This window comes from Roseivirga sp. BDSF3-8 (genome assembly GCF_041449215.1).
Classification (GTDB): Bacteria; Bacteroidota; Bacteroidia; order Cytophagales; family Cyclobacteriaceae; genus JBGNFV01.
This window is the reverse complement of the sequence record NZ_JBGNFV010000001.1, coordinates 2,800,147-2,826,634: the sequence shown is the minus strand read 5'-3', so window position 1 is coordinate 2,826,634 and position 26,488 is coordinate 2,800,147. Positions and strand designations below refer to the sequence as shown.

Sequence of the window (26,488 nt, the reverse complement as noted above, 5' to 3'; positions counted from 1 at the left end):
GGACAGCCGACATTTCATTTCTATACAAAGCAGCCTTTATCAGGACGACCCGAAACTCAAAGGGTTCACCTTTCTCCCAAAGCGCTGCCGGAGCATACCTTACACATCAATTGCTCCCTAATTTTTTATCATTGACATGAGTAAGAAGAAAAAAAACAACAAAGGAGGACAAAAACAGTCCTTCGGACAGATAAGAACCAGCATACAACAACTACTAGACGCCAATACGGGGGCTGCATTCAGCCTGAAACAAATATTCCGCAAGCTACAGTACCGAGATAAGCGCAGTAAAGATGCGGCCCAGTCTGCACTGGAGCAACTGGAAAGCGCTGGCAAAGTGCAGCGTGTAGGCCGGGGAGGCTGGCGCACATCACGTGAACCTGAGCTGGTAGTAGGCACCGTGGACTATGTAAATTCCCGCTTCGCCTATATCATGGTGGAAGGCCTGGAAGAGGACATATACGTCAAAACAGAGGATATGCTTTTTGCATTTGACGGCGACATAGTAAAAGTACAGGTGTTCCCTCAGAAAAAAGGCCGGCATGACGAGGGCCGGGTTGTAGAAATTGTCGAGCGCAAAAAGGATGAATTTGTAGGTAAGATCGAGCTTAGCCCCCGCTATGCATTTGTCGTACCTGACAGCCGCAAGGTGCACCACGATATTTTTGTGAGTGCCAGCAAGACTATGAAAGCCAAGCACGACGATAAAGTGCTGGTAAAAATCACGCAGTGGCCGGAAAAAGGAAAAAACCCCGAAGGTGAGGTCACCAGGATTCTAGGTAAATCCGGTGATAATGAAGCGGAGATACACAGCATAATGGCTGAATTCGATCTACCCTTCGAGTTTCCTAAAAATGTACTGACCCAGTCCAAGCGTATAAAAACGGGAATTACAAAAGAAGAAATCGGCAACCGCCGTGATTTTCGCAAAATCACCACATTTACAGTAGACCCGGAAGACGCCAAGGACTTTGACGATGCCCTTTCTATCCAAAAGCTTAAAAATGGCAACTACGAAATAGGTGTACACATTGCAGACGTCACCCATTACGTACGCCCTGATACCGTGCTGGATAATGAAGCCTACGAACGGGCTACATCCGTCTACCTGGTAGACCGCACCATTCCGATGCTTCCAGAGAGACTTAGTAACGAGCTTTGCTCCCTTAGGCCTAACGAAGATAAGCTTACCTTTTCTGCCGTATTTGAACTGGACGGTGAAGGGCACATTAAGAAAGAGTGGTTCGGTCGCACTGTTATCCACTCAGACAGGAGGTTTAGCTACGAAGAAGCCCAAGAACGTATCGAGTCGCTGGAGGGTGACTATGCAAAAGAGCTGACCATCATGAACGAGCTGGCCCTGAAACTAAGGGTGGAGCGATTCAGAAGAGGAGCCATCGCCTTTGAAACCACTGAAGTAAAATTCGTGCTTGATGAGAATGGTAAACCCCTGAAGGTAGTACCAAAGGTACGTAAGGACGCCCATAAAATGATCGAGGACTTTATGCTCTTGGCAAATAAATGTGTGGCTGAGTTCATTTTCAAGAAAAAGGATGGTAAGAAAAAGCTACCCTTTGTGTACCGGGTACATAACTTTCCTGATACTGAAAAACTGAATACCTTCTCCGTGTTCGCAAGGAAATTTGGCTACAAAATGACTCTCGACGAGGCAGGTATAGCCAAGTCTCTAAACCAACTCATAGGTGAGGTAGAAGGGAAACCTGAGCAGAACGTGCTGCAGCAACTTGCTATCCGAACCATGGCAAAGGCCAAATATTCCACAGCGGAAGAAGGTCACTTCGGACTGGCATTTCCCCATTATACCCACTTCACCTCCCCCATTCGCCGTTACCCTGACATGATGGTCCACCGTTTACTTCAGCATTACCTGGATAATGGCGGACCGGTCAATAAGGATAAATACGAAGATCGGTGCGAGCACTCCAGCGACCGTGAAAAACGAGCAGCAGATGCGGAAAGGGCTTCCGTTAAATATAAGCAGGTGGAATTCATGGAGATGGCAGGTGATCATCCTTATGAAGGTATAGTCTCTGGTGTTACTGAGTGGGGGGTATACGTTGAAATTACCGAAACAAAATGTGAAGGTATGATACGTATTTCCGATCTTCGCGACGATTACTACGAATACGATGAGGCGAATTTCCGGATCATCGGCAAAAACAATAAGAAGATCATCGCCTTGGGTGATGATGTGGTGGTGCGTGTAACAGGCACAGACATAAACAGGCGCACCATCGACCTGGAGCTTATCGAACAATGACCAAAGACTTAGTCGACTTAATAGACCGCATTAACAGAGAGCTGGCCACTCAGACTTACGGAGAAAAGCCATACGAATTATACGAGCCTATCAGGTATATCATGGGATTGGGCGGAAAGCGCCTTAGACCAGTGCTTGCGCTGATCTCATCCAGCATGTATAGCGGAAACGTGGAAACAACCCTCAGGCCTGCCATGGCTATTGAGGTTTTTCACAATTTTACCCTTATGCATGATGACATCATGGACCAGGCTCCCTTACGGAGGGGAGAGGCTACCGTTCATGAAAAATTCGGTTCCAATATAGCCATACTCAGCGGTGACGTCATGATGGTAAAGGCCTATGAAATGATTATGGCATTGCCGGACGCAGTGCTTCGTACTGGCTTGGCGGCATTTAACCGGTGTGCAGTAGAGGTATGCGAGGGACAGCAAATGGACATGAACTTCGAATCCCGTGAAGATGTGACCATCGGCCAGTACCTGCACATGATCCGTCTCAAAACAGCCGTACTATTGGGCTTCAGCCTTGAGTTGGGGGCACTTGTGGGGAATGCTCCTGAACAGGACCGCCTACTGTTGCGCGAATTCGGGCAGCAGATCGGCGTAGGCTTTCAGCTTAAAGATGACCTGCTGGATGTCTTTGGCGAACAGGAAAAAGTAGGCAAACAAGAGGGAGGGGACATCGTCTCTAATAAAAAAACCTTCTTACTAATCACTGCCCTCCAGGATGCAGATGAAGAAACTGCAAAGGAACTGAAGCACTGGCTTACTATGCAGGATTTTGATAAAGCTGAAAAGGTGGAAGCCGTAAAAAAGATATACAATCAGCTTAATATCAAAGAAAAAACGGAAGCGAAAATGGATGAGTGTTTCGAAGGAGCCTTCTCACTTCTGGACAAGCTGAGCATCTCCGTGGAAAAGCAGCAAAATTTACGATATTTGGCCAATTATTTGATCGAACGAGATAAATGACGCCTGTACTAACATACGCCATCATCGGAGTTACAGTAGTAGTAAGTCTGCTAGCCTTCCAAAACAGGGAACTGCAATACAAATGGATGTTCAACCCTTACACGGTTAATCAGCGTAATGAGTACATCCGCTTTATTTCCAGCGGCTTTATTCATAATGACTGGGGGCACCTACTGTTTAACATGATTACCCTTTACTTTTTCGGAAGTAATGTGGAATTCATACTACAGGGCATGATGCCTGGCGTAACTGGATCTTTGCTCTATATAGGTCTATACCTGGCAGGTATAGTTATTTCGAGCATTCCCACCTACGTTAAACACCGTCATAACCCCGGCTACAACAGTCTGGGAGCGTCCGGAGGCGTGAGTTCCGTGCTTTTTGCCAGCATCATGCTTATGCCTACGGCAAAACTAGCCCTCATACTCCTACCCATCCCTATTCCAGGCTGGATTTTCGGTATTATCTACATGATTTACAGCTACTATGCCGGACGTCGCGGAGGGGATAATATAAATCACGATGCTCACCTTTGGGGAGCAATCTTCGGAGTGGTATTTATCATTATTCTGGAACCGGCCGTGCTGCCTGCTTTCATCGAAGAAATAAGAAGCACCCCTATCTTTTAAAACCCTCTCCCGGATATGAAGCAACTGTTAGCCCTTCTCATTTTATTAATAGGACTTCCTGTGGCCGGATCTGCACAAAGCATATCTATAGGTACACGGCAAGGGGTGGGGTTAAATCAGCTTTTTGCAACAGGTAACGGATTTGCCCGTGACTTTGCAATTAACCAGGAGTTTAACCCCGGTTATATGGGCGGGATAGTTGTCAGGCATATGAGCAACCAGACGGTAGGGTTTCAGGGTGGTTTACTTTACGCGGGCAAAGGGTGGACACAATTATTGGATAATGGACAGTCCTTCAGCACCAATCTTAATTATGTTGAGGTTGAGGGGCTGACACACCTCCAATTTGGCAAGGGTAATTTTAAGTTCTTTCTCCAGGGTGGCATATTCGGTGGGTATGCGTTAAGTGCTTCTGATAATTTAAGCGACATCGAGGACCATGAATTAATCCGTTATCAATATGACATTGATGTTGATAACAGACTGAACTTCGGATTAAAAGGTGGAGGTGGTTTTTCACTCGACTCCCAAATCGGTCTGTTTCAGGTTAATTTCCTATTCGGCCAGGCCTTAGGCAGCCTTATTGATACCAGTACTACGACCCGGGCACTTTTTACTCAAGTGCAAACTGTTGAAGTGGGTGTCACTTATCTTATTCCTATTATCTCCGAACGCTGATCTGCTTGCTCACCAAACTAAATAGAGCAATAGAACTTCCTTAGCTTTAGTGATTTTAACCATAGTATACCTGTAGCTTCATGACTGGTAATGAAGACCCTATCACTCCTCTTTGTTAATTATTATGTAGGCTATGCTATCTTATTACCGGAAGACAAAAGTCTGCTAACTAAATTAACTATACCTAACACGAAAAGGCACAGCCTGTGAAGACTGTGCCTGGGGTATATTTTATGCTATCGCTTATGCTTCGGCCTCTACAGGCAGAACGCTTACAAAGCTACGGTTCTTGCGACCTCTTTTGAAGGTTACAATGCCATCTATTCTTGCATGCAGGGTGTGATCTTTGCCAAGATAAACGTTGTCACCAGGGTGGTGTACAGTACCTCTCTGGCGAACGAGGATGTTACCAGCTTTGGCATACTGTCCTCCAAACACTTTCACACCGAGTCGTTTACTTTCCGAATCCCGTCCGTTACGGGTACTACCGGCTCCTTTCTTGTGTGCCATGGGTTAATCTTATTTTGAAATGTTTTCGATCAGAAGCTTAGTGAACTCCTGTCTGTGACCGTTCTTTTTCTTATAGCCTTTTCTTCTCTTCTTCTTAAAGACAACAACTTTGTCGCCTTTCACGTGTCCGAGAATCTTGGCTGAAACTTTAGCTCCTTTAATGAGGGGAGCACCTACTTCTACTGTGCCGTCACCATCTACCAACAGCACATCGGTTAGCTCTACGGAAGCGCCTTCTTCGCCAGCCATTTTAGGGGCATAAACGAATTGGTCTTGTGTTACTTTGAACTGCTTTCCGGCTATGTTAACTATCGCGTACATTATAATAATGCTTTAGGATACCTTTTCCAAAAACGGAATGCAAAGATAACACTTTGCCAGCTAATTACAAATGGGTAACTTTATTTGTTCTGGTATAATGAATCAGACCGGCAGAAAGGAAACTGATTGATCACCGGAATACCAAAAACATACTCAGGTAAGCTTCTTAACAGGACGTAAAACTTTTAATAATAAAAAATTAACAGTTCAGATACAAGCGTGGCACCATCAACAGAAAATGAAAATTGTATTTTTTAAATACTGCCAAAACCTGACCCTTTCAATGGGCTTTTTAGGACATGATTCCCATATGGGCCGTAACCCCTTTCAGGACAGATAAGAGCCATCATTGCAATTGTGGATAAGTTTTTTTTACTCTGATTTTCAGTCCTTTACATCATTTTACTTAAAGCAAATGGCCTGTAATAGCGCCATTTATGGACTTTTTCGCGGCCTGTTTTTTTCACGTTGATAATAAATGAGTCTTTCGCTTTATTTGTATTTAACTATTACCAAGAACTCCAGCCAGCTTACCGGCAAAGTTTGTGAAACAATCTACCCGGGTATTCATTCAGTAGGTAAGAAAATAACAGGCAATATGACCGATCGGAGCAGAAATCAGGACGAGCCCTTGTTGAGGGAGAACAAAAACCGTTTTGTTCTTTTCCCTATTCAGCACGATGACATTTGGCAGTTCTATAAAAAGGCAGAGGCCAGCTTCTGGACTGCAGAAGAAATAGATCTAAGCCATGACATGAAAGACTGGGAAGCGTTGAATGACGGAGAGAGACATTTTATCTCTCACGTACTGGCATTCTTTGCCGCCAGCGATGGTATTGTCAATGAGAACCTGGCGGAGAATTTCATCAATGAAGTACAGTACACGGAAGCCAAGTTTTTTTACGGCTTCCAGATCGCTATGGAAAACATACATAGCGAAACCTACTCCCTCCTGATAGATACGTATATAAAAGATCCTAAAACAAAGGACCAGCTTTTTAATGCGATTGACAGGCTTGATTGTGTAAAGAAGAAAGCCGATTGGGCCCTGCGCTGGATTGAAAACGGATCATTTGCTGAGCGCATAGTGGCTTTTGCCGCTGTAGAGGGTATTTTCTTCTCTGGCAGTTTCTGCTCAATCTTTTGGCTGAAAAAGCGTGGCCTTATGCCTGGGCTGAGCTTCAGTAATGAGCTTATATCCAGGGATGAAGGTCTCCACTGCGATTTCGCCTGTCTTTTGTATAACAACCACCTGATAAATAAACTACCTGAAGAAACGGTACGTGAGATCATAACCAATGCCGTTGAAATCGAAAAAGAGTTTGTAACTGACGCCCTACCTGTAAACCTGATAGGTATGAATGCCGACCTGATGTGTCAATACATCGAGTTTGTTGCTGATCGCCTGTTGAGTGAACTGAATTGTGACAAAGTCTTTAACAGCAAAAATCCTTTCGACTTCATGGAAATGATCTCGTTGCAAGGCAAAACGAACTTCTTCGAAAAACGTGTAGGCGAATATCAAAAAGCCGGCGTTATGAAGGATAAGGAAAATGATGTTCCGAAATTTTCGCTAGACGAAGATTTTTGATACATTCATTAACAAAAACACCGAATATCCCCTCAATTCCTCAAGCATGTTAGTAGTCAAAAGAGACGGAAGACGCGAAAGTGTCAAATTTGATAAAATAACGGCCCGCATAGAAAAACTATGCTACGGTCTGGATCGCCAATATATTGATCCTGTAGATATTGCCCGCAAAGTTATCGCTGGTCTTTATGACGGTGTGTCTACAGTAGAACTGGACAATCTGGCAGCAGAGATATGTGCATCGATGACAACGCGCCATCCTGACTTTGCCATACTTGCCGCGCGTATAGCTATCAGTAACCTGCATAAGGTAACCAGTCAGTCTTTTTCTAATACGATGAAAAGACTTTACACTTTCATAGATCCGAAGACAGGGGAAAATGCTTCTCTTATCTCGAAAGATGTGTATGGTGTAATTAAAAAACATGCTGCCCGCCTGGATGCGGCCATAGATTATAGCCGTGACTTCAACTACGACTTCTTTGGCTTTAAGACGCTGGAACGCAGCTACCTTATAAAACTTGACGGAAAAATCGTGGAGCGTCCTCAGCATATGCTTATGCGTGTGGCGGTGGGCATACATCAGAATGATATAGATAAGGCACTGGAAACGTACAATTTGCTTTCAGAGAAGTGGTTTACACATGCAACCCCTACCCTCTTTAATGCAGGTACGCCTAAGCCTCAGCTATCAAGCTGTTTCCTGCTCAGCATGCAGGATGATAGTATTGATGGTATTTACGATACGCTAAAGCAATGCGCTAAGATCAGCCAGTCTGCAGGAGGAATCGGACTGAGCATACACAACGTACGTGCTACCGGCTCTTATATTCGTGGCACCAACGGCACTTCTAATGGTATCGTACCTATGCTTCGGAACTTCGATATGACTGCACGCTACGTAGACCAGGGGGGTGGAAAGCGTAAAGGTAGTTTTGCGGTATACCTGGAGCCCTGGCATGCGGATGTCTTCCAGTTCCTTGACCTTAAGAAAAACCACGGAAAGGAAGAGCTTCGGGCACGCGACCTCTTCTACGCACTATGGATTCCTGATCTCTTCATGAAGCGTGTGGAAGAAAACCTCGAGTGGTCACTCTTCTGTCCTAATGAAGCTCCTGACCTGTATGATAAATACGGAGAGGACTTTGAGCGCCTGTATGAAAAGTATGAGCGTGAAGGAAAAGCTCGTAAGACGATAAAAGCACAGGACCTGTGGTTTGAGATACTAGAAAGTCAGATTGAAACCGGCGTGCCTTATATGCTCTATAAAGATGCCGCTAACAAGAAGTCTAACCAGAAGAACCTTGGTACAATACGCAGCAGTAACCTGTGTACGGAAATAATGGAGTATACCTCCAAAGATGAAGTTGCTGTATGTAACCTTGCGTCTATCGCCCTGCCGAAGTATGTGAAGGACGGCAAGTTCGATCATCAGAAGCTCTATGAAATAACCAAGGTAGCCACACGTAACCTGAATAAGGTAATCGATGTGAACTACTACCCTGTAAAAGAAGCGCGTAACAGTAATATGCGCCACCGTCCTATCGGACTGGGTGTGCAGGGGCTTGCAGATACGTTCATGCAGCTTCGGATGCCTTTTGATTCGGAAGAGGCTCGTGGCCTGAACAGGGATATATTCGAGACCATATATTATGCCGCTATGGAAACTTCTATGGAGCTGGCAATGGAAGAGGGGCCGTATGAGACTTTCAAAGGCTCTCCCGTAAGCAAGGGTATATTCCAGTTCGATATGTGGGGCGTTACGCCTGACAGCGGCCGCTGGGACTGGGACAGCCTTAAGCGTGAGGTAAAGAAACACGGTGTACGCAATTCACTTCTAGTGGCACCAATGCCGACGGCTTCCACTTCACAGATACTCGGTAATAATGAATGCTTTGAGCCTTACACCTCAAACATCTATACACGCCGTACGCTGTCCGGTGAATTTATCGTGGTGAACAAGCACCTGATGAAAGACCTGATCGAGTTGGGCATGTGGAATGAGGAAATGAAAAACCGCCTGATTGAGGCTAATGGGTCTATCCAGAATATTGCCGGCATCCCTCAGAATATCAAGGACCTTTACCGCACAGTTTGGGAGATCAGCCAGCGGGCTATCCTGGATATGGCGGCCGACCGTGGTGCCTACATATGCCAGAGCCAAAGCCTTAACGTGCACATACAAGACCCTAACTTTGGCAAGCTGACTTCTATGCATTTTTACGCATGGAAGAAGGGACTGAAAACGGGTATGTATTATCTGCGTACGAAGGCAGCGGCAGACGCCATCAAGTTCACCGTAGAGAAACAACGTCAGGCAGAGCCTACGGCAGAAGAGCTACAGGCGCAAAAAGCCAGTGACATGGCCTGCAGCCTGGACAATCCGGACGATTGTATCGCCTGTGGTAGCTAAGCAAAAACGAAATACGATAACCAAAAAGAAGGCCTTCCCGCGGGAAGGCCTTCTTTTTTATACTATAGAAAAATGGAGCACTTACCACTGCCAGCATCCATATGCATTGCAATTGGTACAATCAGTTACATTAACAGTCTTAATTCCGCCTTTTACTTTCTTCTGTTCATTTTCAGAAGTAAGGAAGCTGGTAATTTGCAGGTCCTGAAGTTTAATAGTCTTTTTCATAACAGATAAATTTTCTAATAAGGGTATTTGTGAATTTCGGGATAGAAAAAATCCATTTCTAACCCATTAATTTCAACTATTGCCTAAGGGTTTAAACTGTAATAGGGCAAGAGCAGGCTGTATGGCAAAAGGTAAAATCCCAGGTTCTTGCCCCACCTTTTAATTGAGTGGATACTGAGGTCTTGAAGCTTTCAATTTTCAGATCCTTTAGTTCAATGGTCTTTTTCATAAGAAAAAATTTATGGTTAATAAAACAACGGGATTCCAACTGGAACCCCAAAATACCTTTTATTGATCAGGTGAAATCGCAATCACAACTACAAAAAGTACCCAGTGGATTAAGAGCTGATCTTTCCCCGCCTCTGACTTTTATTTCAGACACTGTTTCAGTCTTAAAGCTCGTAATCTTAAGGTTCGCCAGCTTAATTTTTTGTTTTTTCATCATATGCCTACCCTATTAGTGGTGGTCACAATAACAAAAGCTACAATTAGAGAAATCAATAGCTGATCCTGTACCACCTTTAGCTTTAAGGTCCGTAATCATGTCTGTTTTAAAGCTTCTGATCTTCAAATTTTCGAGTTTGACTTTTTGCTTTTTCGTATATGTATAATTTAAAAAGTTACAAGCTAAACCGACGTATTCCTCAACTGCTTAGTGATTGAATTGGCCACATACATTCATGAAACCCGGCACAATAACGTAACCTGGTACACCTCTTTTTTTGGTAGAATAATCATCTGACAACTCATTTTTACCTGAACTCCTCAAATCACCTGGTGATGAATACAGGGAAGAAGAAAAACTGCCAATACCTTAACAATCCAGCCTTCTTTATGGCTTAAAGCACTTGTCCACAGGGATTAAAGCCCGGAGTCGCTTTTCCACAATAAGGCTAAATGGATACATAATATAGTTTAAATCAATTTGACTGAAAATGAGGGTTAACCCTCATTAATCGGACCTGACAAAACTTCCCCTCACTGCAGATAACGCGTGATTCGTTTTCTGACATGAATAAAACGCACTGTCCCAAATACCAGGAGGAGTATGGCCGTGGCTATGAACAAATAAGCAAGTATGGTGAGATTATCGAGCACCTCAATCTTAAGTATGGCAAACCCTGAGCTAAAAAAGACAATGAATGTTCTTAAATAAGCGAGGAAGGTCCTTTCATTAGCGAGTTTAGTACGCTCCAGGGCCATGATATTAGCAGGGCTTGCTTTTTTATTTTCCATTTGCCGAAACTTTAGGATCAGAATGCAGAATAGTATCTCAGTTCTATTAACGGGTTTAATTAACAAGTATCCTTAGTCTATCTGGCTGAATGCAGGATGTGTGTTTATAAGAAGTACGGAGAGATGGGAGATAAAAAGAAGGATTGTAAAAAATGAGGTACAGTCTCTTTATACATTATAAGCTCTGCAGCAAGGGACTGTATCCTCTGACTGTAAAATTAATTATACCTGGCACCGTTCTATACACGTACAGCCACTATAGCAGTTGGTACGATCCATGGTGCGAAAGCCCCCTTTTATCATCTTAGTTGGCTCTGAGGTCTTAAAACTCATTACCGAAAGGGCAGGAAGTTTAGTGATATTCTTTTTCATCTCGGTTATTAATTTAAATGTCTAATCTACTATCACAAAACCTTACATCAAATAGGGGTTTTCACCTATCTCCATTTACCGGCAGCCAGGCAGCTTAATCAGATGCAGGTCTCCTGCTTTAAAGAGAGTGGCAACCGGATATTTACCGGAATTAACCAGGATACCTCTTATCAAGTTGTTGTTTCAACTCACAAAGTATGACTAATTTTATATAATTTATTACACTTCATTGCAAGCTGGCTGAGGTTATCCGTATTTTTATATTCTAAAATCGGATCTTTATGCGTGTAATACTGCTGTTTTTATTTTTCTCATCGCTGACCGGCTTTTCTTTTGCACAAAATATCACTTCGTATGTCATGTCTTCGGGCAATAACGGATCTATGGCCGGTATGGGTGGGAGCTCTCAGCTAATTGGACCAAACCAGTCTGATGTGAGCTCGCCGGTAACTGATATAGGTTTTGATGTTGTTTACATGGGAAAGGTATACAACTCTTTTTCAGTAAATACGAATGGCGTGCTACGCCTTGGTGCGGAGCAGGTACTGGCTGGCGCCAATACTTACGGCATACCTGGTAATGCACGAATAGTCCCTTTGACTAGTGTCTCAGTGCAGCGGATTACCGGTACTACATGCTTCTTTGGTTTCTGCTGGGACAATTATGAAACAGTAGACGATGGCTGGGGCACCAATAATAATGGTAAGGTACACTACCGTGTGGTGGGTGCTGCCCCTAACAGGCAACTCTTGGTTGAGTGGCGAAATATGGAAATGCCAGTGGGTACAGGCGATTCAAACGGAAGCTTTCGTGTAAGACTCTACGAATCCGCTCCCGGTTCTACTGATCCAGGGAGGATAGACTTTATATACGGGAATATTTCACTATCTAACGGATACCGGAATGCTTACTACCGTATGGGTTTCGGCATTGGTCCTGAATCGGGAAATTACTACTCGATTAACCCCGTGACAAATTTACTGTCTTCAACATTGAATTATACTGTGGGGCCGGTAGATAACTTCGACGTCTTCGATGTAAATGGTGGAAGGAAGTACTTCACATTTGTTTCGAATAATAAGCCTGCAGGTATTGTAAGTAACATCAATTCCACTTGTCCTTCTCCAAATGTATTCAATGTTCAGTTTGACGAGAATGGTATTACAGAGGCAGGTATTGTAGTGATGAGAAAGCCAGCCAATGCTTCAGATGAAGCATTTCAGGTAATCAAGAGACTGCCACCGGATGCCCGGGCATTTTCAGACGGAACGTTTACACCAGGTACAAGCTACGTGTATCGCTTTTACCTGATAGGGGAAGGTATATTTTCTGATTCTTATGTGGATTATACCCAAACACCCGGAACACAGGGTAGCGGCCTGCAGCCGGTAGAGTCTGGCAAATGGAGTCAGCCTGTGGTATGGGGAGCAGCCACCTCACTGCCCACCGTAGCAGATGATGTAACGATTGGATGCGTTAGTCCGGTTTTTGTGGATATTGATACAGATGCTCAAACGCATGACCTTACTATTGAATCAGGAAGTTTTCTGACAGTAAAGGATGGTACCACTCTTGAAATTGCCGGTGATTTCATAAATAACGGAGTGTTCACGGTGGAAGGCTCCGGAAAGGTTTTGTTTTCCGGCAGTGCAGATCAAAACATAGTTAATAATGGATTTGGCGTTACTAACGACAGTACTCTCTCTGTAAGTCCGGGTAGTACCTGGGCGGCAACAGGTCTGGGGCTGGTATCAGAAACGACTATATCTGTGCCGAACTCAGGGTTTTCAGGTCTGAAAAGTGTGACGGTAGACCTGGACTATGATAAGATGCGTAATATCACGCTTTACCTCGTAGCTCCTGATGGCAAACAGATCAAACTTATTGAGGGCCGCGGACAAAATGGAGAAGACCTGGATAATGTCACTTTCCGCGACACAGGACAACCCCTCCCCCCTAGTATTCAGAATGTTAACCTGTCCGGCGTATACCGCCCGGAGGAAACTCTCTCAACTTATAACGGTACTTATGCCGGTAACTGGAAGCTGAGAGTATTTACGACATTTGCCGAACTGGCGGGAAGACTTAACCGCTTTGACCTTACCCTGAGTAAAGGAGGTAGTAACGATATTGTCTTTAATGATATGGAGGTGGATAAGGTACCCGGATCTTTCCTTTATCTCCAGTCAGGATTAAGAGTAACAGGAGAAATGAGACTTCGGCGTGGAGTCTTTATCTCATCGGATGCCCACCCAGTAACTTTTACCGAAGGAGCTACGACTAACTCAGGCAATGCAAACAGTTACATTGATGGTCCGGCTGTAAAGGAGGGTGATGACTTCTCGTTTGTATTCCCTCTTGGTAAAGACGGCAAATGGGCGCCCTTACGTATATGGAACCCCCGGGGAGCGGACAGCAACCTGAAAATGCGTGCGGAATACTTCAATAATAAGCCCGGTGATGTAGACAATCTCAAAGCTGGTCTGGAGCGCGTAAGTAAATTGGAATACTGGGATATTCACCATGATGAAGGATCACTGGGGAGCATCGACATGACATTTTACTGGAAGAATGCGGATGAAAGTGATATTACTGACCTGACGATGGGGGACCTGGTGATTGCTCATTATACAGGAGGTCAATGGCAAAGTGAAGGGGGTAGCTTTATCTCCGGAAGTGCTACCGGAGGTAGTGCAGAAGGCGGCCTAGAAGTAACCGGCATATCAAGCTTCAGTCCGTTTACATTTGGTTCATCCACAGGGCTGAATCCTTTACCTGTCGAGCTTCTTTACTTTGAAGGAGAGGGCACACTATCGGGGAATATGCTCGAATGGGCTACTACGATTGAAAAGCAAAATGATCGCTTCGAACTGTACCGCAGCCGTAATGCGAGAGATTGGAGCCTGCTAACTACTGTAAAGGGAGCCGGTGATAGTGAGGAGAAAACAACGTACAGTTACCTGGATGCAAGTGTGCAGGGGGGTGATTACTACTATATGCTTAAGCAGTATGATGTAGATGGCACCAGTGAGCAGTTAGATATCGTCCGTGTAAGCAGCATAATGCAAGGGGTTTCTCTTTCTGCCTACCCTAACCCTGTTTCTTCTGAAAGCAGGCTGCTTACGGTTAGCGGATCACAAGTTAACGGAGAAGCCAGCATCGAACTGATGGCTGTCGATGGCCGGATAGTGAGACAAATGCAAATCAGTGGTAACGGTGAACCTATCGAGGTCAACTGCGAAGGCGTACCTGCAGGGGTTTATTTGCTCAGGTTATCAGACGGGCATACGCTGGAAACAGTACAGGTTATGTTCAGGTAAGAGCAGCCGCCCTGTAAATCAGAAAAGCACCTGCCTTGCGGCAGGTGCTTTTTTTATTGTCGTTTACTCAGGAAGCTAGGCGCTTGCCATCTTACTGTCGCAGGCTAGTTGTTCCAGAAGTTTTTCGTTGATTCACATTTCCCTTTTTACAAAAAATGCCAGTATGAGCATGATCAATATACCGGTCAAAACTACTTTTACATTGCCTATCATTAGGCTTAAAATGATCGCCACACTTGCCAACGCACATCCCAACGTGGAAAACGGGGTGAGCTGGTGATTCATTTTAAGGTATAGCTGTTGATGCTTTTCCTCTAGGGTCCAGCGTGTATAAATTTCGGGCATAAACCTGAAGAAGGTGTAGCGGTAGCGGCTTACAGTTACACTATCATCTTTGTTGATCTTACCGGCAAAGGGGCGCCCCGGGTGAACTTGAAAACACTCCAAAGACGGGTTTTACGGCTTATCTGACGTTTGAATATTAGATTCAGCCTCTTTCAGAGGCATTGAGGGCAATTGGGTGATTAACTCTCCTATTGGTAGCATAAATGTTCTTTTGGTTCACTATAAATATAAGGCTATTCTGCAACACACTGTCCTATCTGCGCACAATTTGCTAAGGGGAGGGTTATATTCGTCGTGCCATGAGGCTACCTCCAAGGCTTGCGTTCTGTTTTTATTTGAACTTTAGTATCTGTTCCTGAGTCACTTAGCCTGACAATTGTTTTTAGTTGGGGTAAGGTGGAAGTGACAATTAATTCACCTATCTGAAAAGGTTGACTGTTCGTCTATAGGATTAAATTAGGCAATCAATGAATTACCTGTTAAATCAATATGAAAAGGGGGCGGTCTCAAAAGCAGCAAGGCTACTTTTAATACCAAACAATATTTGGATAATCGCTTCAAACACTCTACATAGCGAATCGGACGCACTCCGGTACCAACTTCGCGGAAATGGCCACCACGGAACCGAAGGCGGCCCGGTACAACCCCGCGGTAGTTTAACAAATACAAAATTATGTTTTGAATAAAAAGGCTGCCTTTCGAGACAGCCTCATTTTACTTAAATAGCCTTAGTTTCGACAACCATTTTTAGCACAAGTAATTCTCTGATTAGAATTTACCCAGTGTTCCGGATGTTCAGTTGTATCAAATCCGCATCCGGTCTTTCCTCCTTTTTGCCCTTTGTGTACTTCACTTGTTGGGGTATGCTTAACAGGCATAGAATTATAATTTATGATTAAACAAAAGGCTAAAACAGCATACGCAAAAGGATTTTAGGAATTAGATTTCCAAACCTAACTAATCTATTTCCCAAACTTGATTTATTTTTTTCCAACCCTTTATTCAGCCCAGGAGGTCACCCAGGGTTTTGATGCCGCGCTTATGGGCCAGGCGCAGGAGCTTTTGAAATAGCTGGGCGGTGATGAAGCTGTCTCCGGGGGCGGTGTGGCGGTCGTGAGCACGAATGTTGTAGCGCTTACAAAGGGCGTCGAGGGTGTACTCTTCCCGCCGGACAGACTCGGGTGGATGGCCGAATTTCTCAAGGCGGATGGCCAGGGTGGCGGTGTCAAGAATCTTATTAAGCAGCTTAGCGTGATAGTGCTTTTTGATGGTGTTGTTTATTACAGCCCGATCAAACGCGGCATGATGGGCAACTAACACACTTCCTTTTATGTAGTTTATAAAGGTATGGATAGCCTCCTTTTCGGGAATGCCAGCCAGCACTCTGCCGGGGGTAAGGCCATGTACGGATATACTCTCCCGGCTTACTTGGGCCTGGTGAACCACGCACTCAAAGCTGTCCTGCACGTGAATGGCTCCGCCTTTGACACCAATAGCACCGATGCTGAGAACGGAATCAGAGGAGGGGTCGAGGCCGGTGGTCTCAGTATCATATACTACAAAACGAACCTGCTCCAGGGGCAAGTGACTGGCACAGCATTGCCGGAGGGACTTTTTATAACCTTCCCAGTAGGCTGGCCGGTATTTATCCGAATGAAATATACTTCGCCATAACTTCATCGGCGTAACATATCCAATTGAAAACGTACCCGGAGTACTTCCTGAACATCGGCTATAGGGCGAAAGCCGTGGCGTAGGGTCTGCCGGGCAATTTTGCTGAGTTCATGTATTGGTATATAGCGCCCGGAATTGCTGTGATTGAGTCCGGTACGGGCACGCAGCCTCATCATGATCTCATAGGCAATGGCTGCTTCACGAAAAAGGTCGGCATTTTTAGGCTCCAGTTCAGCGAGCTTTTCATATCGCCTGAAGGTGTTGTTGATGCCATTGACTTCATGGCTAAGTATAAGGACGCGGGCGGCATCCACAAGGGGCATCATTGCACGGAGTTTGATATCGAAGCTGTCTTTATGCTCACCGCTTCGCTCTACGAGCAGGTTCCGGAAAAAGCCCAGGGGTGGCGGATTCTGCATGGCATTTGCGGCCAGGTAGTTAAGAAATAGTTTATCACGTCTGATCTGGTGATAGATAAAATCAGTAAGGGAATCGGCCAGCCGGTAGTCTCCGTATACCGGACGGAAATCGAAAAAGATGGTGGCGAGCATGAGGGACTTCTCGTCGGGGGTACGTATCCAGTCGCCAAAGTAGTCCTTCCACTGCCTAAGCGGCTGGCACCAGCGCTGATTTCGGGCCATCATATCAGAAGGGCACTCAGCAAATCCGCAGTCTATGAGCACATTATTGGTTTCAGAGGCTAGCTGAAGGAAATAGGCTGAGGCAATTTCCTCTTTTCCGGCAGGAGGATCTTCGTATACGAGGGCATTGTCCTGATCGGTACGTAGTAACTGTTCCTCTCTGCCTTCACTACCTAAAGACAACCAGCAGTAGCGCAGGCCGGGCGAGGGAATGTTGGCTTTTTCAAGCACGCCTTCGGCATGCTGCAGGGCCTTGCGGATGATGGCATCGTTTATTTCGGAAATGACGCCCGCGACGAACGCGATGTTTACTTCCTGCTGAAGGTAATAACTAAGCAGCTCTTCGGCGCGGTTTCGCAAAGCGGGCAGGGCCTCTACCCCACTGCTCTTTTCTATTTCTCTGAGAATAACTGCCGGGTTACTGCCTTGCCTGAGCAGCAGGTCATGCTCGGAAATAATACCGGTGGCCTGGGTATCGGGGGTACCATCAACCGTAACACACAGGTGGTGGACGTGCTCGCGCATCATGCGTATAAGTACTTCGGCTACTGATAGCGAAGGGGATACGGTAACCACAGGGCTATTCATAATATCCTGTACAGGCCGGGTGATGGGCACTATGCCGGTTACTACTTTTTTTCTGAAATCGGTATCGGTTACTATACCGAGTGGACGCTTATTCTTATCGATGATAATGATGGACCCTACTCCCTCATGACTCATTCGGGCAGCCACGGCCTGAATGGTCTCATCCGGACGGCAGGAGACGAGGCTACGGCCAGCCTGGGTGCTGAATATCTCGGCTAGACGAAATATACTAAAATGAGGTCTGGCCTGCTCTCCGAGGGTTTGCTGTCCTCTGCTGGTGTCAAAAAGATTACTGCGAACGACGGGCTGACCAGCGGCAAAACCGGCTGCGAAAAAGAGTGCGACCCGTGAGTTATCGGTAAGGAGGGGTTTGAAGACTTCGGTGGGTATGCCATATAGCAGAACTTCCTCTGCAGCGAGGGCATTGGATATGTAGGGTAGCTGGGAGATCATGGCGCGCACACCGAACACATCTCCCTCATCGCATACGTCTATAAGTGCTCCTTTTCCGTCTTCAGCAGTCCCTGACACGGCGCTGGCTGCCATATTTATACCGGACTCCTGTCCGGGTGCAGGAGTTGGCGACTGCCTTAGCTCTACGGAGCCCTGCTTTACTATAAAAAATTCGGGATGTGGGTCATCACCCTGCCGGAAGACATACTCACCCTGCTCAAGGTACCTGACGCTGACATTGGCTGAAATAGCTCTCAAATGGCTGCTTTCGAGCAGACTGAAGGGGGGGAAGTCTTTCAGGAAGTCGAATACACGCTCAAGGATAATATTGGATGCCATAGTATAATCTGTAAAGTAAGGCAGGTGAGGGAGAAATGAAAGAATATTTGAATAACAGAATTGATGAGTAACAGAGTCATTGAGTGGGGAGTCTTTAGTTATGAGTGTTTAGTTTTTAGTTTGGAATGGTAGATGGATGGAGATGGGGGTTGATAGGGTGGTTAATGAGTGAGTTTTGAATGAATGATTGAGTGAATTTTGAAGGAGCGATTGAGTGAATGATAGAAATGATAGAATTGATGAGTAACAGAGTAATTGAAAGTGATGTGCTGGTAGTGTTGGGTCTTTAGTTATGAGTTTTAAGTGTTTGGTTTTGAGTTGGGAGTGGTAGATGGATGGATTTGAGAATGATAGAATGATTGAGTTACAGAGTAATTGAGTAGTGGGGAGTTATGCGTGTTGAGCTGGTGTGGGGTGGATTGCGGATTTTTTGCGTGTAGTGACGGTGTGAAAAGCAGGTTTTGGATGCTCTTTTAACACATAGTATAAGTTGATTAATTTACTGAAGTAGGCAATAGGACGATAATAGTCACTGTTAATACACTATAACTAAACTAATCATTATTATGTCTAGGAGAAAACTTAACCTATCAGACCTTTCACTAAGTAGCTTTTCTACTTCTAAAGCGAACATTATCAAAGGAGGGGATACGAGGGATTGTGGCTCTTTTCCATGTGATATGGATGGGGATGCAAGCTATGGTGATAATCAGCATGGCTGTGTGTCGTACCCTCCGTGCTACTGATAGATTAAAGTGCTGAATGTATCTACCGGCCTGCCTACTATCTGACAAAAGGGTGGGGTAAGGCGGTCTGGTCGTAAGGTCAGGAGCTACCTGCCTATCATTGTAAAAAAAACAGGCCCAATTCTCACCGGGCCTGTTGTTATAAGCACAAAAATTAAAAGGAAATTGGTTTATAGCGCTCCGGCCTTGATTTCGTCGACTACATCGGGATCAAGGAGTGTGGTGGTATCTCCAAGATTGGAAGTGTCGCCTTCGGCTACCTTTCTGAGAATGCGGCGCATGATCTTGCCTGAGCGGGTTTTTGGCAGTCCGCTTACGAACTGGATCTTTTCGGGTTTGGCAATCTTGCCGATCATCTGAACAACTTTCTCGATAATCTCTCCCCTAACGGTCTCTGCATCTTTCACTTCTTCGGCAGTAATGACATAGGCATAGATTCCCTGGCCCTTTATTTCATGGGGATACCCTACTACGGCTGACTCGACCACTTTTGGATGCTCATTGATGGCACTCTCGATCTCTGCAGTACCGAAGCGGTGTCCGCTCACATTGATCACATCATCTACGCGGCCAATGATGCGGTACATACCATCTTTATCACGCTTAGCGCCATCACCGGTGAAGTACTTGCCTTTATAGGTGCTGAAGTAGGTCTGGCGGCAGCGCTCATGATCACCATAGGTGGTGCGTATCATTCCTGGCCAGGGGAATTTTATGCAGAGGTGGCCCTCAACGTCATTGCCTTCTATCTCGTTACCCTCGGCATCGACAAGTACGGGCTGTACGCCGGGTAGCGGGTAGGTGGCATGGGCGGGCTTGAGCTCTGTGATGCCTGCGAGGGGGCTGATCATGATGCCGCCTGTCTCTGTTTGCCACCATGTATCGACAATGGGGCATTTTTCTTTACCTACATGGAGGTGATACCACTGCCAGGCTTCTTCGTTTATTGGCTCACCAACTGACCCGAGGGTCTTGAGTGAGTCGAGGCTGTAGCTGAGGACGTCGTCTACATCGCCGGCCATGAGGGCGCGTATGGCGGTGGGTGCTGTGTAGAACTGGTTGACGCCGTGCTTATCGCAGATCTGCCAGAAGCGGCCGTTGTCCGGATATGTGGGTACGCCTTCGAACATCATGGTGGTAGCGCCGGCGAGCAGGGGCCCGTAGATGATGTATGAGTGACCAGTGATCCAGCCGATGTCGGCGGTGCACCAGTACACGTCGCTTTCATCATATTGGAAAACATTGCGGAAGGTGTAGTCGGCGTAGACCATGTATCCGCCACAGGAGTGCACGACGCCTTTGGGCTTACCGGTACTGCCGGAGGTGTAAAGAATAAAGAGCATGTCTTCGGCGTCCATCTCCTCCGCCTGGCAGTTTTTTTCGCTCACCTGCTTTAGTTCATCATGGTACCATACGTCACGGCCTTCTACCATGTTTACGGCCCAGCCGAGGCGTTCTACGACGATGATCTTCTCTACGGTTTTGCACTGTTCCATGGCTTCGTCTACGACGCGCTTAACGGGGATTTGCTTGGCGCCACGGTTGAGGCCATCGGAGGTGATGACCATGGAGCAGGAGGCGTCGTTTACCCGTCCGGCGATGGCCTGGGCGGAGAAGCCTGCAAACACGACACTGTGGACGGCTCCTATGCGTGCACAGGCGAGTACGGCAATGGCAAGCTCCGGAATCATAGGCATGTAGATGCAGATGCGGTCGCCTTTTTTAGCGCCATTGCGCTTGAGGACATTGGCAAACTTGCATACTTCCTCATGCAGTTCTTTATAGGTGAGGCGCACGAACTTTTCTTTGGGGTCGTTTGGCTCCCAAATGAGGGCGAGCTTATTGCCGCGGGTTTTGAGGTGCCTGTCGAGGCAGTTTTCGGTTATGTTGAGCTTTCCATTGAGAAACCATTTTACATCGGGCTTCTCAAAGTCCCACTCGAGTACTTTGTCCCACTTCTGGCGCCACTGAAAGTTTTCGGCTATATCGCTCCAGAATGCCTCCGGGTCTTCCACACTTTTTTTATAGGCTTCCTTATACTCTTCAAAGGAATTAATACGGTAACTCATACGGGTTTGAAGGTTTAATGGGGTTACGTTTTCTGTTTGGTTATCACCCTTAGCAATCCTGTACTGCTTAAACTGTTCGGTTATTTCCTGCAGTACGGCAGGGTCTTCTATGGTAGAGGGCATCTGATAGGTTTCCCCGTTGGCGATGGCCCTCATGGTTCTTCTTAATGTTTTTCCTGAGCGTGTCTTGGGCAGACGCTGCAGGGGCACTACTTTTTTAAAGCAGGCTATGGCACCAATCTGGTTGCGCACGATCCGGACGAGGTCTTCCTGGAGTTGTGCGGGTGAGCGGGTGGCCTCTCCTCTCATGACGACGAGGCCTATGGGTACCTGGCCACGTAGGGGGTCATGGATACCAATAACGGCGCACTCGGCGACATCGGGGTGGGCGGCGACTATTTCTTCCATCTCGGCGGTGGATAGGCGGTGGCCTGAAACGTTGATGATGTCGTCTACACGGCCTGTGATGTATATGTATCCATCCTGGTCTTTGTAGCCGCCATCACCGCTAAAGTAGTAGCCGGGGAAGCGTTGCATGTAGCCTTTGTGAAAGCGCTGATCGTCGTGCCATAGTGTGGGCAGGGTGCCGGGAGGAAGGGGTAGCTTTACGGCTACGTATCCTTCCTCACCCTGGGCTGCCTCCACACCCTGCTCAGTGAGAATATCTATTTGGTACCCGCATACGGGCTTTGTGGCACTGCCTGGCTTTACATCGAGCAGTTCCACTCCCCGCATGTTTGCGACCATGGGCCAGCCTGTCTCGGTCTGCCACCAGTGGTCTATAACGGGTACGTTAAGTTTTTCTTTGGCCCAGTTCATGGTGGCGGCATCGCAGCGCTCCCCAGCCAGGAAAAGGGCTTTGAGGCCTGAGGTATCGTAGTGGCTGAGGCAGGTTGCTTCGGGGTCTTCTTTGCGTATGGCGCGTATGGCGGTGGGTGCGGTAAAGAGGACGTCGACCTTGTGATCTTGCAGGATACGCCAGAAGGTGCCTGCATCGGGTGTTTTTATGGGCTTGCCTTCGAAGAGGATGGCGGTGCATCCATGGATGAGGGGGCCGTATACGATGTAGCTGTGCCCTACGACCCAGCCTATGTCTGAGGCGGCAAAGAAGGTATCGCCGGGCTGGAGCCCATATACGTATCTCATACTGAAGCGCATGGCTACGGCATGGCCGCCGTGGTCGCGCACAATGCCTTTGGGGGTGCCTGTGGTGCCGGAGGTGTACAGTACGTAGAGGGGATCGGTGGCTTCTACTTCTACAAAGCCGGCGGGGCTGGCACTGAGCAGGTGGTTAAAGTCTGTGAAGCCGTGCAGGGGGACGGGGTGCTCGGGACGCTGGAACACGATTACCTCGGGGACGGGGTAGGTGGCCATGTCGAGGGCCTTATTTACAAGGGGAAGGTAGGGGAGTACTTTATCTACTTCTATGCCGCAACTGGCGGTGATGAGGGCGGCGGGCTTGGCATCGTCTATGCGGATGGCAAGCTCACGGGGGGCAAAGCCTCCGAATACGACGGAGTGAATGGCGCCAATGCGTGCGCATGCGAGCATGGCAATAACGGCTTCGGGGACCATGGGCATGTAGATGACGACGGTATCGCCCTTTTTGACTCCGCGGGCCTGGAGGCCACCTGCAAAGCGGGCTACCTGCTGCTGTAGCTGCCTGTAAGTGAAGCGGCGAATGTTGCTGGTAACGGGGGAGTCATATATGAGGGCGGTCTGGTCACCTCTGCCGTTTTCGATGTGGTAATCGAGTGCGAGGTAGGAGGTGTTTAGCTTACCTCCGCTAAACCAGCGGTAGAATCCGTTCTGATCCTGGCTGAGTACCTGTGAGGGCTCTTTGAACCACTTTATTTCTCTGGCGTGTTGTTTCCAGAAGGCGGCGGGATGTTCAATGCTTTTATTGTAAAAAGCTTCGTATTGGTGTCCGGTGGCTTGGCTGACGGCTTGCATATCATGTTTTTTTGATCGGGGTCAATTCTTTTACTTTACTCATGAGTTCCCGGGTGGAGAAGGGTTTGGTCATGTAGAGGTCTGCGCCTGCGTCATAGCCTTTGCTGATGTCACTCTCTTTGCTTTTAGCACTGAGAAAGATGACTTTACTGTCTTTCATGAGGGGGTTTGCTTTTACTTGCTGGCAGACTTCGTAGCCATCTACTTCGGGCATCATAATATCCAGGAGTATGACCTCGGGTGTCTGCTGGCTGAGGATGTCGAGTGCCTCGCTGCCGTCCCGGGCAATGAACACCTCGTACCCGTTTTTCTTCATGAGAAATTCGAGTGACAAAAGGATGTTCGGTTCATCGTCTACTATCAGTATTTTCGGTTTCATCTGGCCTTATTCGATCGCTATCTTATTTCTTTCCCTAACCACAGGAAGGGCAAATGTAAAGACGGAGCCTTTACCGATTTCACTACGGGCCCATATTTGGCCTTCGTGATGCTCTATGATCTTCCTGCTTATGGCCAAACCGAGCCCACTGCCTTTCGGTTTTTTGGTGGTCTGGTTCTTTGCCTGAAAAAACTTATCAAAAAGGAGCGGCAGGCTTTCCGGGTCAATACCGCTTCCGTTATCTGTTACGCTCACATGGATACTCCCCTGGCGGTAATAGCTGGCTACTACTACACGGCCGGTATCCGGTGGGCAAAACTTGAGTGCATTGCTGAGGAGGTTCAGCACGACCTGGGTTATACGGTCCTTGTCGGCCTCAACCAGGGGGAGGTTGGCCTGCAGTTGGGTTTGTACGGTGGCTCCTGCCTCTCTGGCTACCTGATTAAGGGAGCTTATGGCTTCATGGATGAGGCTGTTGAGGTCCAGAGGTTCGAGGCTTAGCTTTTGCCTGCCGGAGTCAAACCTTTCGAGGTCGAGCACCTGGTTTATGAGCCGCTCCATTCGCTGGGTTTCCTTGATTATGGTGCTGATAAACTCATCTTTCTCCCGGTCTCCGAGGTCGGGGGTATCGTGTAGTATTTCTGAAAAAGCTCTGATGGAGGTGATGGGGGTGCGCATCTCGTGGGTGACGGTGCTGATGAACTCGTCTTTGAGGTGATCGAGCTCTTTGAGGCGGTGGTTAGCTGCCTGGAGCTTTTCGGTGGCTATTTTAAGTTCTTTTGATTTGTGAATGAGCTCTTTATTAACGGCCATCAGTTGCTGGCTTTCTTTGAGGATGTTATAGACCTCATCCATGGTGATCTCTTCTTCTTTGACGACACTGGCGACCATGATACGGCTGGCAGCGGCGCCTATGGCTCCTGCGAGCAGTTTTTCGGCATAGTTTACAAGGCGATGATCGGCCATAGTGCCGGCTTCCATGTTGATGGTATGGCGTTTACTGAATGTGGCCAGGGCTTTATCTGTCTGTCCTTTTCCGAGGAAGCTATGGAGGAGGCTACGGAGGTCATGGGTGTATGCGGTGCCTTTCCATACGACGCTGCTCTCGGTGTTGGCGCTGTATTTGAAGATATCAACAAACAGCTCTGCCTGGTTGCGCTCTTTACTGCTCTGGGTGCTGTATACGGAAAGGTATATGTAGGCGCCGATGTTGAGGAGCATGCTCCAGAAGAGGCAGTGGCTGATGGGGTCGAGGTATTGGAGGCCAAAAAGGGCGTAGGGTTTGAGGCTGTGGATACCGAACAGGCCGTCGCTCATGATGCTTTGGGGGAGTAAACGGGCGCGCACTATGGTGGGTATAATGAGGGTATAGAACCAAATGCCGAAGCCAAGGAGGATACCGGTAAGGGCGCCGAGCTTGGTACCTGCTTTCCAATAGATGCCGCCGATGATGGCGGGCATGAACTGCATGACGGCGGCAAAGGAGATGAGGCCGATGGAGACAAGGGGGAAATAGTCTGCCACGCCTCTGTAGTAGGCATAGGCGCATAGGAGTACGATGATGATATTTACCCGCCGGCTCCAGACGGTAATGAAGCTGAGGTGCTCTCTAAAGTAGTTTTTGAGGTAGGGCATGCCTACGAGGATGGGCATGATGAGGTTATTGGTGAGCATGATGCTGAGGGCAATGGTGGAGACGATGATCATGCTGGTGGCAGCGGCAAAGCCGCCAAGGAAGGTCATGAGGGCGAGGCTGCCCTGGTTCATTTCCATGGGTATGGCGAGGACGTACATATCGGCGTCTACATTGCGGCCTTGGAACAGGAGGCTGCCTCCAAAGGCTATGGGAAGCACGAAGAGGTTGATAATAAGCAGGTAGAGGGGAAAGAGCCACATGGCTTTCTGAAGGTGGCGCTCATTCTGGTTTTCCAAGACGGAGACCTGGAACTGCCTGGGGAGGAATAGGATGGCGACCATGCTGAGGAGGGTCATGTAGAGCCAGCTGGTATTGTTCTGGTCGAGGGTGAAAAGCCGGGAGAGGCGTGGCTGACTGGCGGCTTGTGTGAATATATCCTGCACGCCATCGAATGCGACATAGGAGACAAAGACACCGATAATGAGAAAGGCGATGAGCTTAAAAACGGATTCGAATGCTATGGCGGCTACCATGCCTTCGCGCTTGTAGGTGGCATCTACGTGCCGGGTGCCGAAGAATATGATGAAGAGGGCGAGTATGAGGGCTATGAAAAAGGCGGTATCTGCATAAAAGGGTATCTGGCTGGCGCCGGCAGACTGGAGGCTACCCCGGGTAAGCATTGTGTAACTGCTGGAAATGGCCTTAAGCTGCAGGGAAATATAGGGTATGATGCCGAGTACGCACACTGCGGTAACGATACCTCCGAGGGTGACATTTTTTCCATACCTGGAGGAGATGAGGTCTGCAATGGTGGTAATGCGGTTAACGCGGCAGATGCGTATGATCTTACGCATGACGAGCCACCAGAGGGGTGCCATTAGTGTGGGGCCGAGGTAGATGGTGATAAACTCTAAGCCACTGCTGGCGGCACGGCCTACGGAGCCGTAGAAGGTCCACGCTGTACAATATACGGCGAGTGAGAGGGAGTATATGTAGGGATTATTGACGAGGCTGTGCCCGCTTTTGGCACGGCGCTCTGCCAGCCAGGCTATTGCAAAGAGGAGGGCCAGGTAGAAAAAGGCAAAGAAGATAATGAGGCTTTTCCCCATAGC

Annotated in this window: 18 protein-coding genes and 1 pseudogene; 7 read left to right on the top strand and 12 right to left on the bottom strand. The window is 47.4% G+C overall.

Annotation, left to right across the window (positions count from 1 at the left end; translation table 11 throughout):
* Nucleotides 1-136 precede the first annotated feature (136 nt).
* The 4 genes from rnr to AB9P05_RS11565 are packed head-to-tail and all read left to right on the top strand — an operon-like array spanning nt 137 to nt 4,562.
* Nucleotides 137-2,281, top strand: a complete 2,145-nt coding sequence (gene rnr / locus AB9P05_RS11580; RefSeq protein WP_371908982.1) for a ribonuclease R — start codon at nt 137-139, stop codon at nt 2,279-2,281.
* Entirely contained in the window at nt 2,278-3,255 is a 978-nt protein-coding gene (locus AB9P05_RS11575) for a polyprenyl synthetase family protein (RefSeq protein ID WP_371908981.1), read from the top strand. Before rnr ends, AB9P05_RS11575 begins: the two co-directional genes overlap by 4 nt.
* A complete protein-coding gene (locus AB9P05_RS11570; RefSeq protein ID WP_371908980.1) occupies nt 3,252-3,884 on the top strand; it encodes a rhomboid family intramembrane serine protease in 633 nt (210 codons plus the stop codon). The genes AB9P05_RS11575 and AB9P05_RS11570 overlap by 4 nt, the downstream gene beginning before the upstream one ends.
* Nucleotides 3,885-3,899: 15 nt before the next feature.
* Nucleotides 3,900-4,562 (top strand): porin family protein, encoded by a 663-nt coding sequence (locus AB9P05_RS11565; protein WP_371908979.1) that lies wholly within the window; start codon nt 3,900-3,902, stop codon nt 4,560-4,562.
* 243 nt (nt 4,563-4,805) lie between these two features.
* Here AB9P05_RS11565 and rpmA read toward each other — a convergent pair whose 3' ends face one another.
* On the bottom strand, nt 4,806-5,072 hold the full coding sequence (gene rpmA, locus AB9P05_RS11560) for a 50S ribosomal protein L27 (RefSeq protein ID WP_371908978.1): 267 nt from the start codon (nt 5,070-5,072) through the stop codon (nt 4,806-4,808).
* A 9-nt stretch (nt 5,073-5,081) separates the two neighbouring features.
* Nucleotides 5,082-5,393, bottom strand: a complete 312-nt coding sequence (gene rplU, locus AB9P05_RS11555; protein ID WP_371908977.1) for a 50S ribosomal protein L21 — start codon at nt 5,391-5,393, stop codon at nt 5,082-5,084.
* A 598-nt stretch (nt 5,394-5,991) separates the two neighbouring features.
* On the opposite strand from rplU, the gene AB9P05_RS11550 reads away from it, so the two are divergent.
* Nucleotides 5,992-6,984 carry a ribonucleoside-diphosphate reductase small subunit gene (locus AB9P05_RS11550; RefSeq protein ID WP_371908976.1) on the top strand — a complete coding sequence of 331 codons (993 nt, stop codon included), beginning with the start codon at nt 5,992-5,994 and terminating at the stop codon, nt 6,982-6,984.
* Nucleotides 6,985-7,030: 46 nt separating this feature from the next.
* A complete protein-coding gene (locus AB9P05_RS11545; protein ID WP_371908975.1) occupies nt 7,031-9,397 on the top strand; it encodes a ribonucleoside-diphosphate reductase subunit alpha in 2,367 nt (788 codons plus the stop codon).
* Nucleotides 9,398-9,478: 81 nt separating this feature from the next.
* On the opposite strand, the gene AB9P05_RS11540 is transcribed toward AB9P05_RS11545, so the two are convergent.
* From AB9P05_RS11540 to AB9P05_RS11530, 3 genes are all read right to left on the bottom strand, one after another.
* The gene (locus tag AB9P05_RS11540) at nt 9,479-9,625 is read right to left on the bottom strand and encodes a pinensin family lanthipeptide (RefSeq protein ID WP_371908974.1); all 147 of its coding nucleotides are present in this window, start codon (nt 9,623-9,625) and stop codon (nt 9,479-9,481) included.
* A 978-nt stretch (nt 9,626-10,603) separates the two neighbouring features.
* Nucleotides 10,604-10,861 (bottom strand): DUF202 domain-containing protein, encoded by a 258-nt coding sequence (locus tag AB9P05_RS11535; RefSeq protein WP_371908973.1) that lies wholly within the window; start codon nt 10,859-10,861, stop codon nt 10,604-10,606.
* Nucleotides 10,862-11,083: 222 nt separating this feature from the next.
* Nucleotides 11,084-11,233: a hypothetical protein gene (locus AB9P05_RS11530; RefSeq protein WP_371908972.1), complete on the bottom strand. Its 150-nt coding sequence runs from the start codon at nt 11,231-11,233 to the stop codon at nt 11,084-11,086.
* Between the two features lie 281 nt (nt 11,234-11,514).
* On the opposite strand from AB9P05_RS11530, the gene AB9P05_RS11525 reads away from it, so the two are divergent.
* Nucleotides 11,515-14,553 carry a T9SS type A sorting domain-containing protein gene (locus AB9P05_RS11525; RefSeq protein WP_371908971.1) on the top strand — a complete coding sequence of 1,013 codons (3,039 nt, stop codon included), beginning with the start codon at nt 11,515-11,517 and terminating at the stop codon, nt 14,551-14,553.
* 132 nt (nt 14,554-14,685) lie between these two features.
* Here the strand turns inward: AB9P05_RS11525 and AB9P05_RS11520 are convergent, their stop codons facing one another.
* From AB9P05_RS11520 to AB9P05_RS11490, 7 genes and pseudogenes are all read right to left on the bottom strand, one after another.
* The gene (locus AB9P05_RS11520) at nt 14,686-15,000 is read right to left on the bottom strand and encodes a hypothetical protein (RefSeq protein ID WP_371908970.1); all 315 of its coding nucleotides are present in this window, start codon (nt 14,998-15,000) and stop codon (nt 14,686-14,688) included.
* 900 nt (nt 15,001-15,900) lie between these two features.
* Nucleotides 15,901-16,578: a PolC-type DNA polymerase III gene (locus AB9P05_RS11515; protein WP_371908969.1), complete on the bottom strand. Its 678-nt coding sequence runs from the start codon at nt 16,576-16,578 to the stop codon at nt 15,901-15,903.
* Nucleotides 16,575-18,593 (bottom strand): DUF294 nucleotidyltransferase-like domain-containing protein, encoded by a 2,019-nt coding sequence (locus AB9P05_RS11510; RefSeq protein ID WP_371908968.1) that lies wholly within the window; start codon nt 18,591-18,593, stop codon nt 16,575-16,577. The genes AB9P05_RS11515 and AB9P05_RS11510 overlap by 4 nt, the downstream gene beginning before the upstream one ends.
* A 916-nt stretch (nt 18,594-19,509) precedes the next feature.
* A complete protein-coding gene (gene acs, locus AB9P05_RS11505; protein ID WP_371911349.1) occupies nt 19,510-21,465 on the bottom strand; it encodes an acetate--CoA ligase in 1,956 nt (651 codons plus the stop codon).
* A gap of 18 nt (nt 21,466-21,483) precedes the next feature.
* Nucleotides 21,484-23,361: pseudogene (locus AB9P05_RS11500) on the bottom strand (acetate--CoA ligase); the annotation flags it as partial.
* A gap of 1 nt (nt 23,362) precedes the next feature.
* Complete coding sequence (locus AB9P05_RS11495) at nt 23,363-23,740, bottom strand: response regulator transcription factor (RefSeq protein WP_371908967.1); 378 nt, start codon at nt 23,738-23,740, stop codon at nt 23,363-23,365.
* Nucleotides 23,741-23,746: 6 nt separating this feature from the next.
* Nucleotides 23,747-26,485 (bottom strand): ATP-binding protein, encoded by a 2,739-nt coding sequence (locus tag AB9P05_RS11490; protein ID WP_371908966.1) that lies wholly within the window; start codon nt 26,483-26,485, stop codon nt 23,747-23,749.
* Nucleotides 26,486-26,488: the final 3 nt, after the last annotated feature.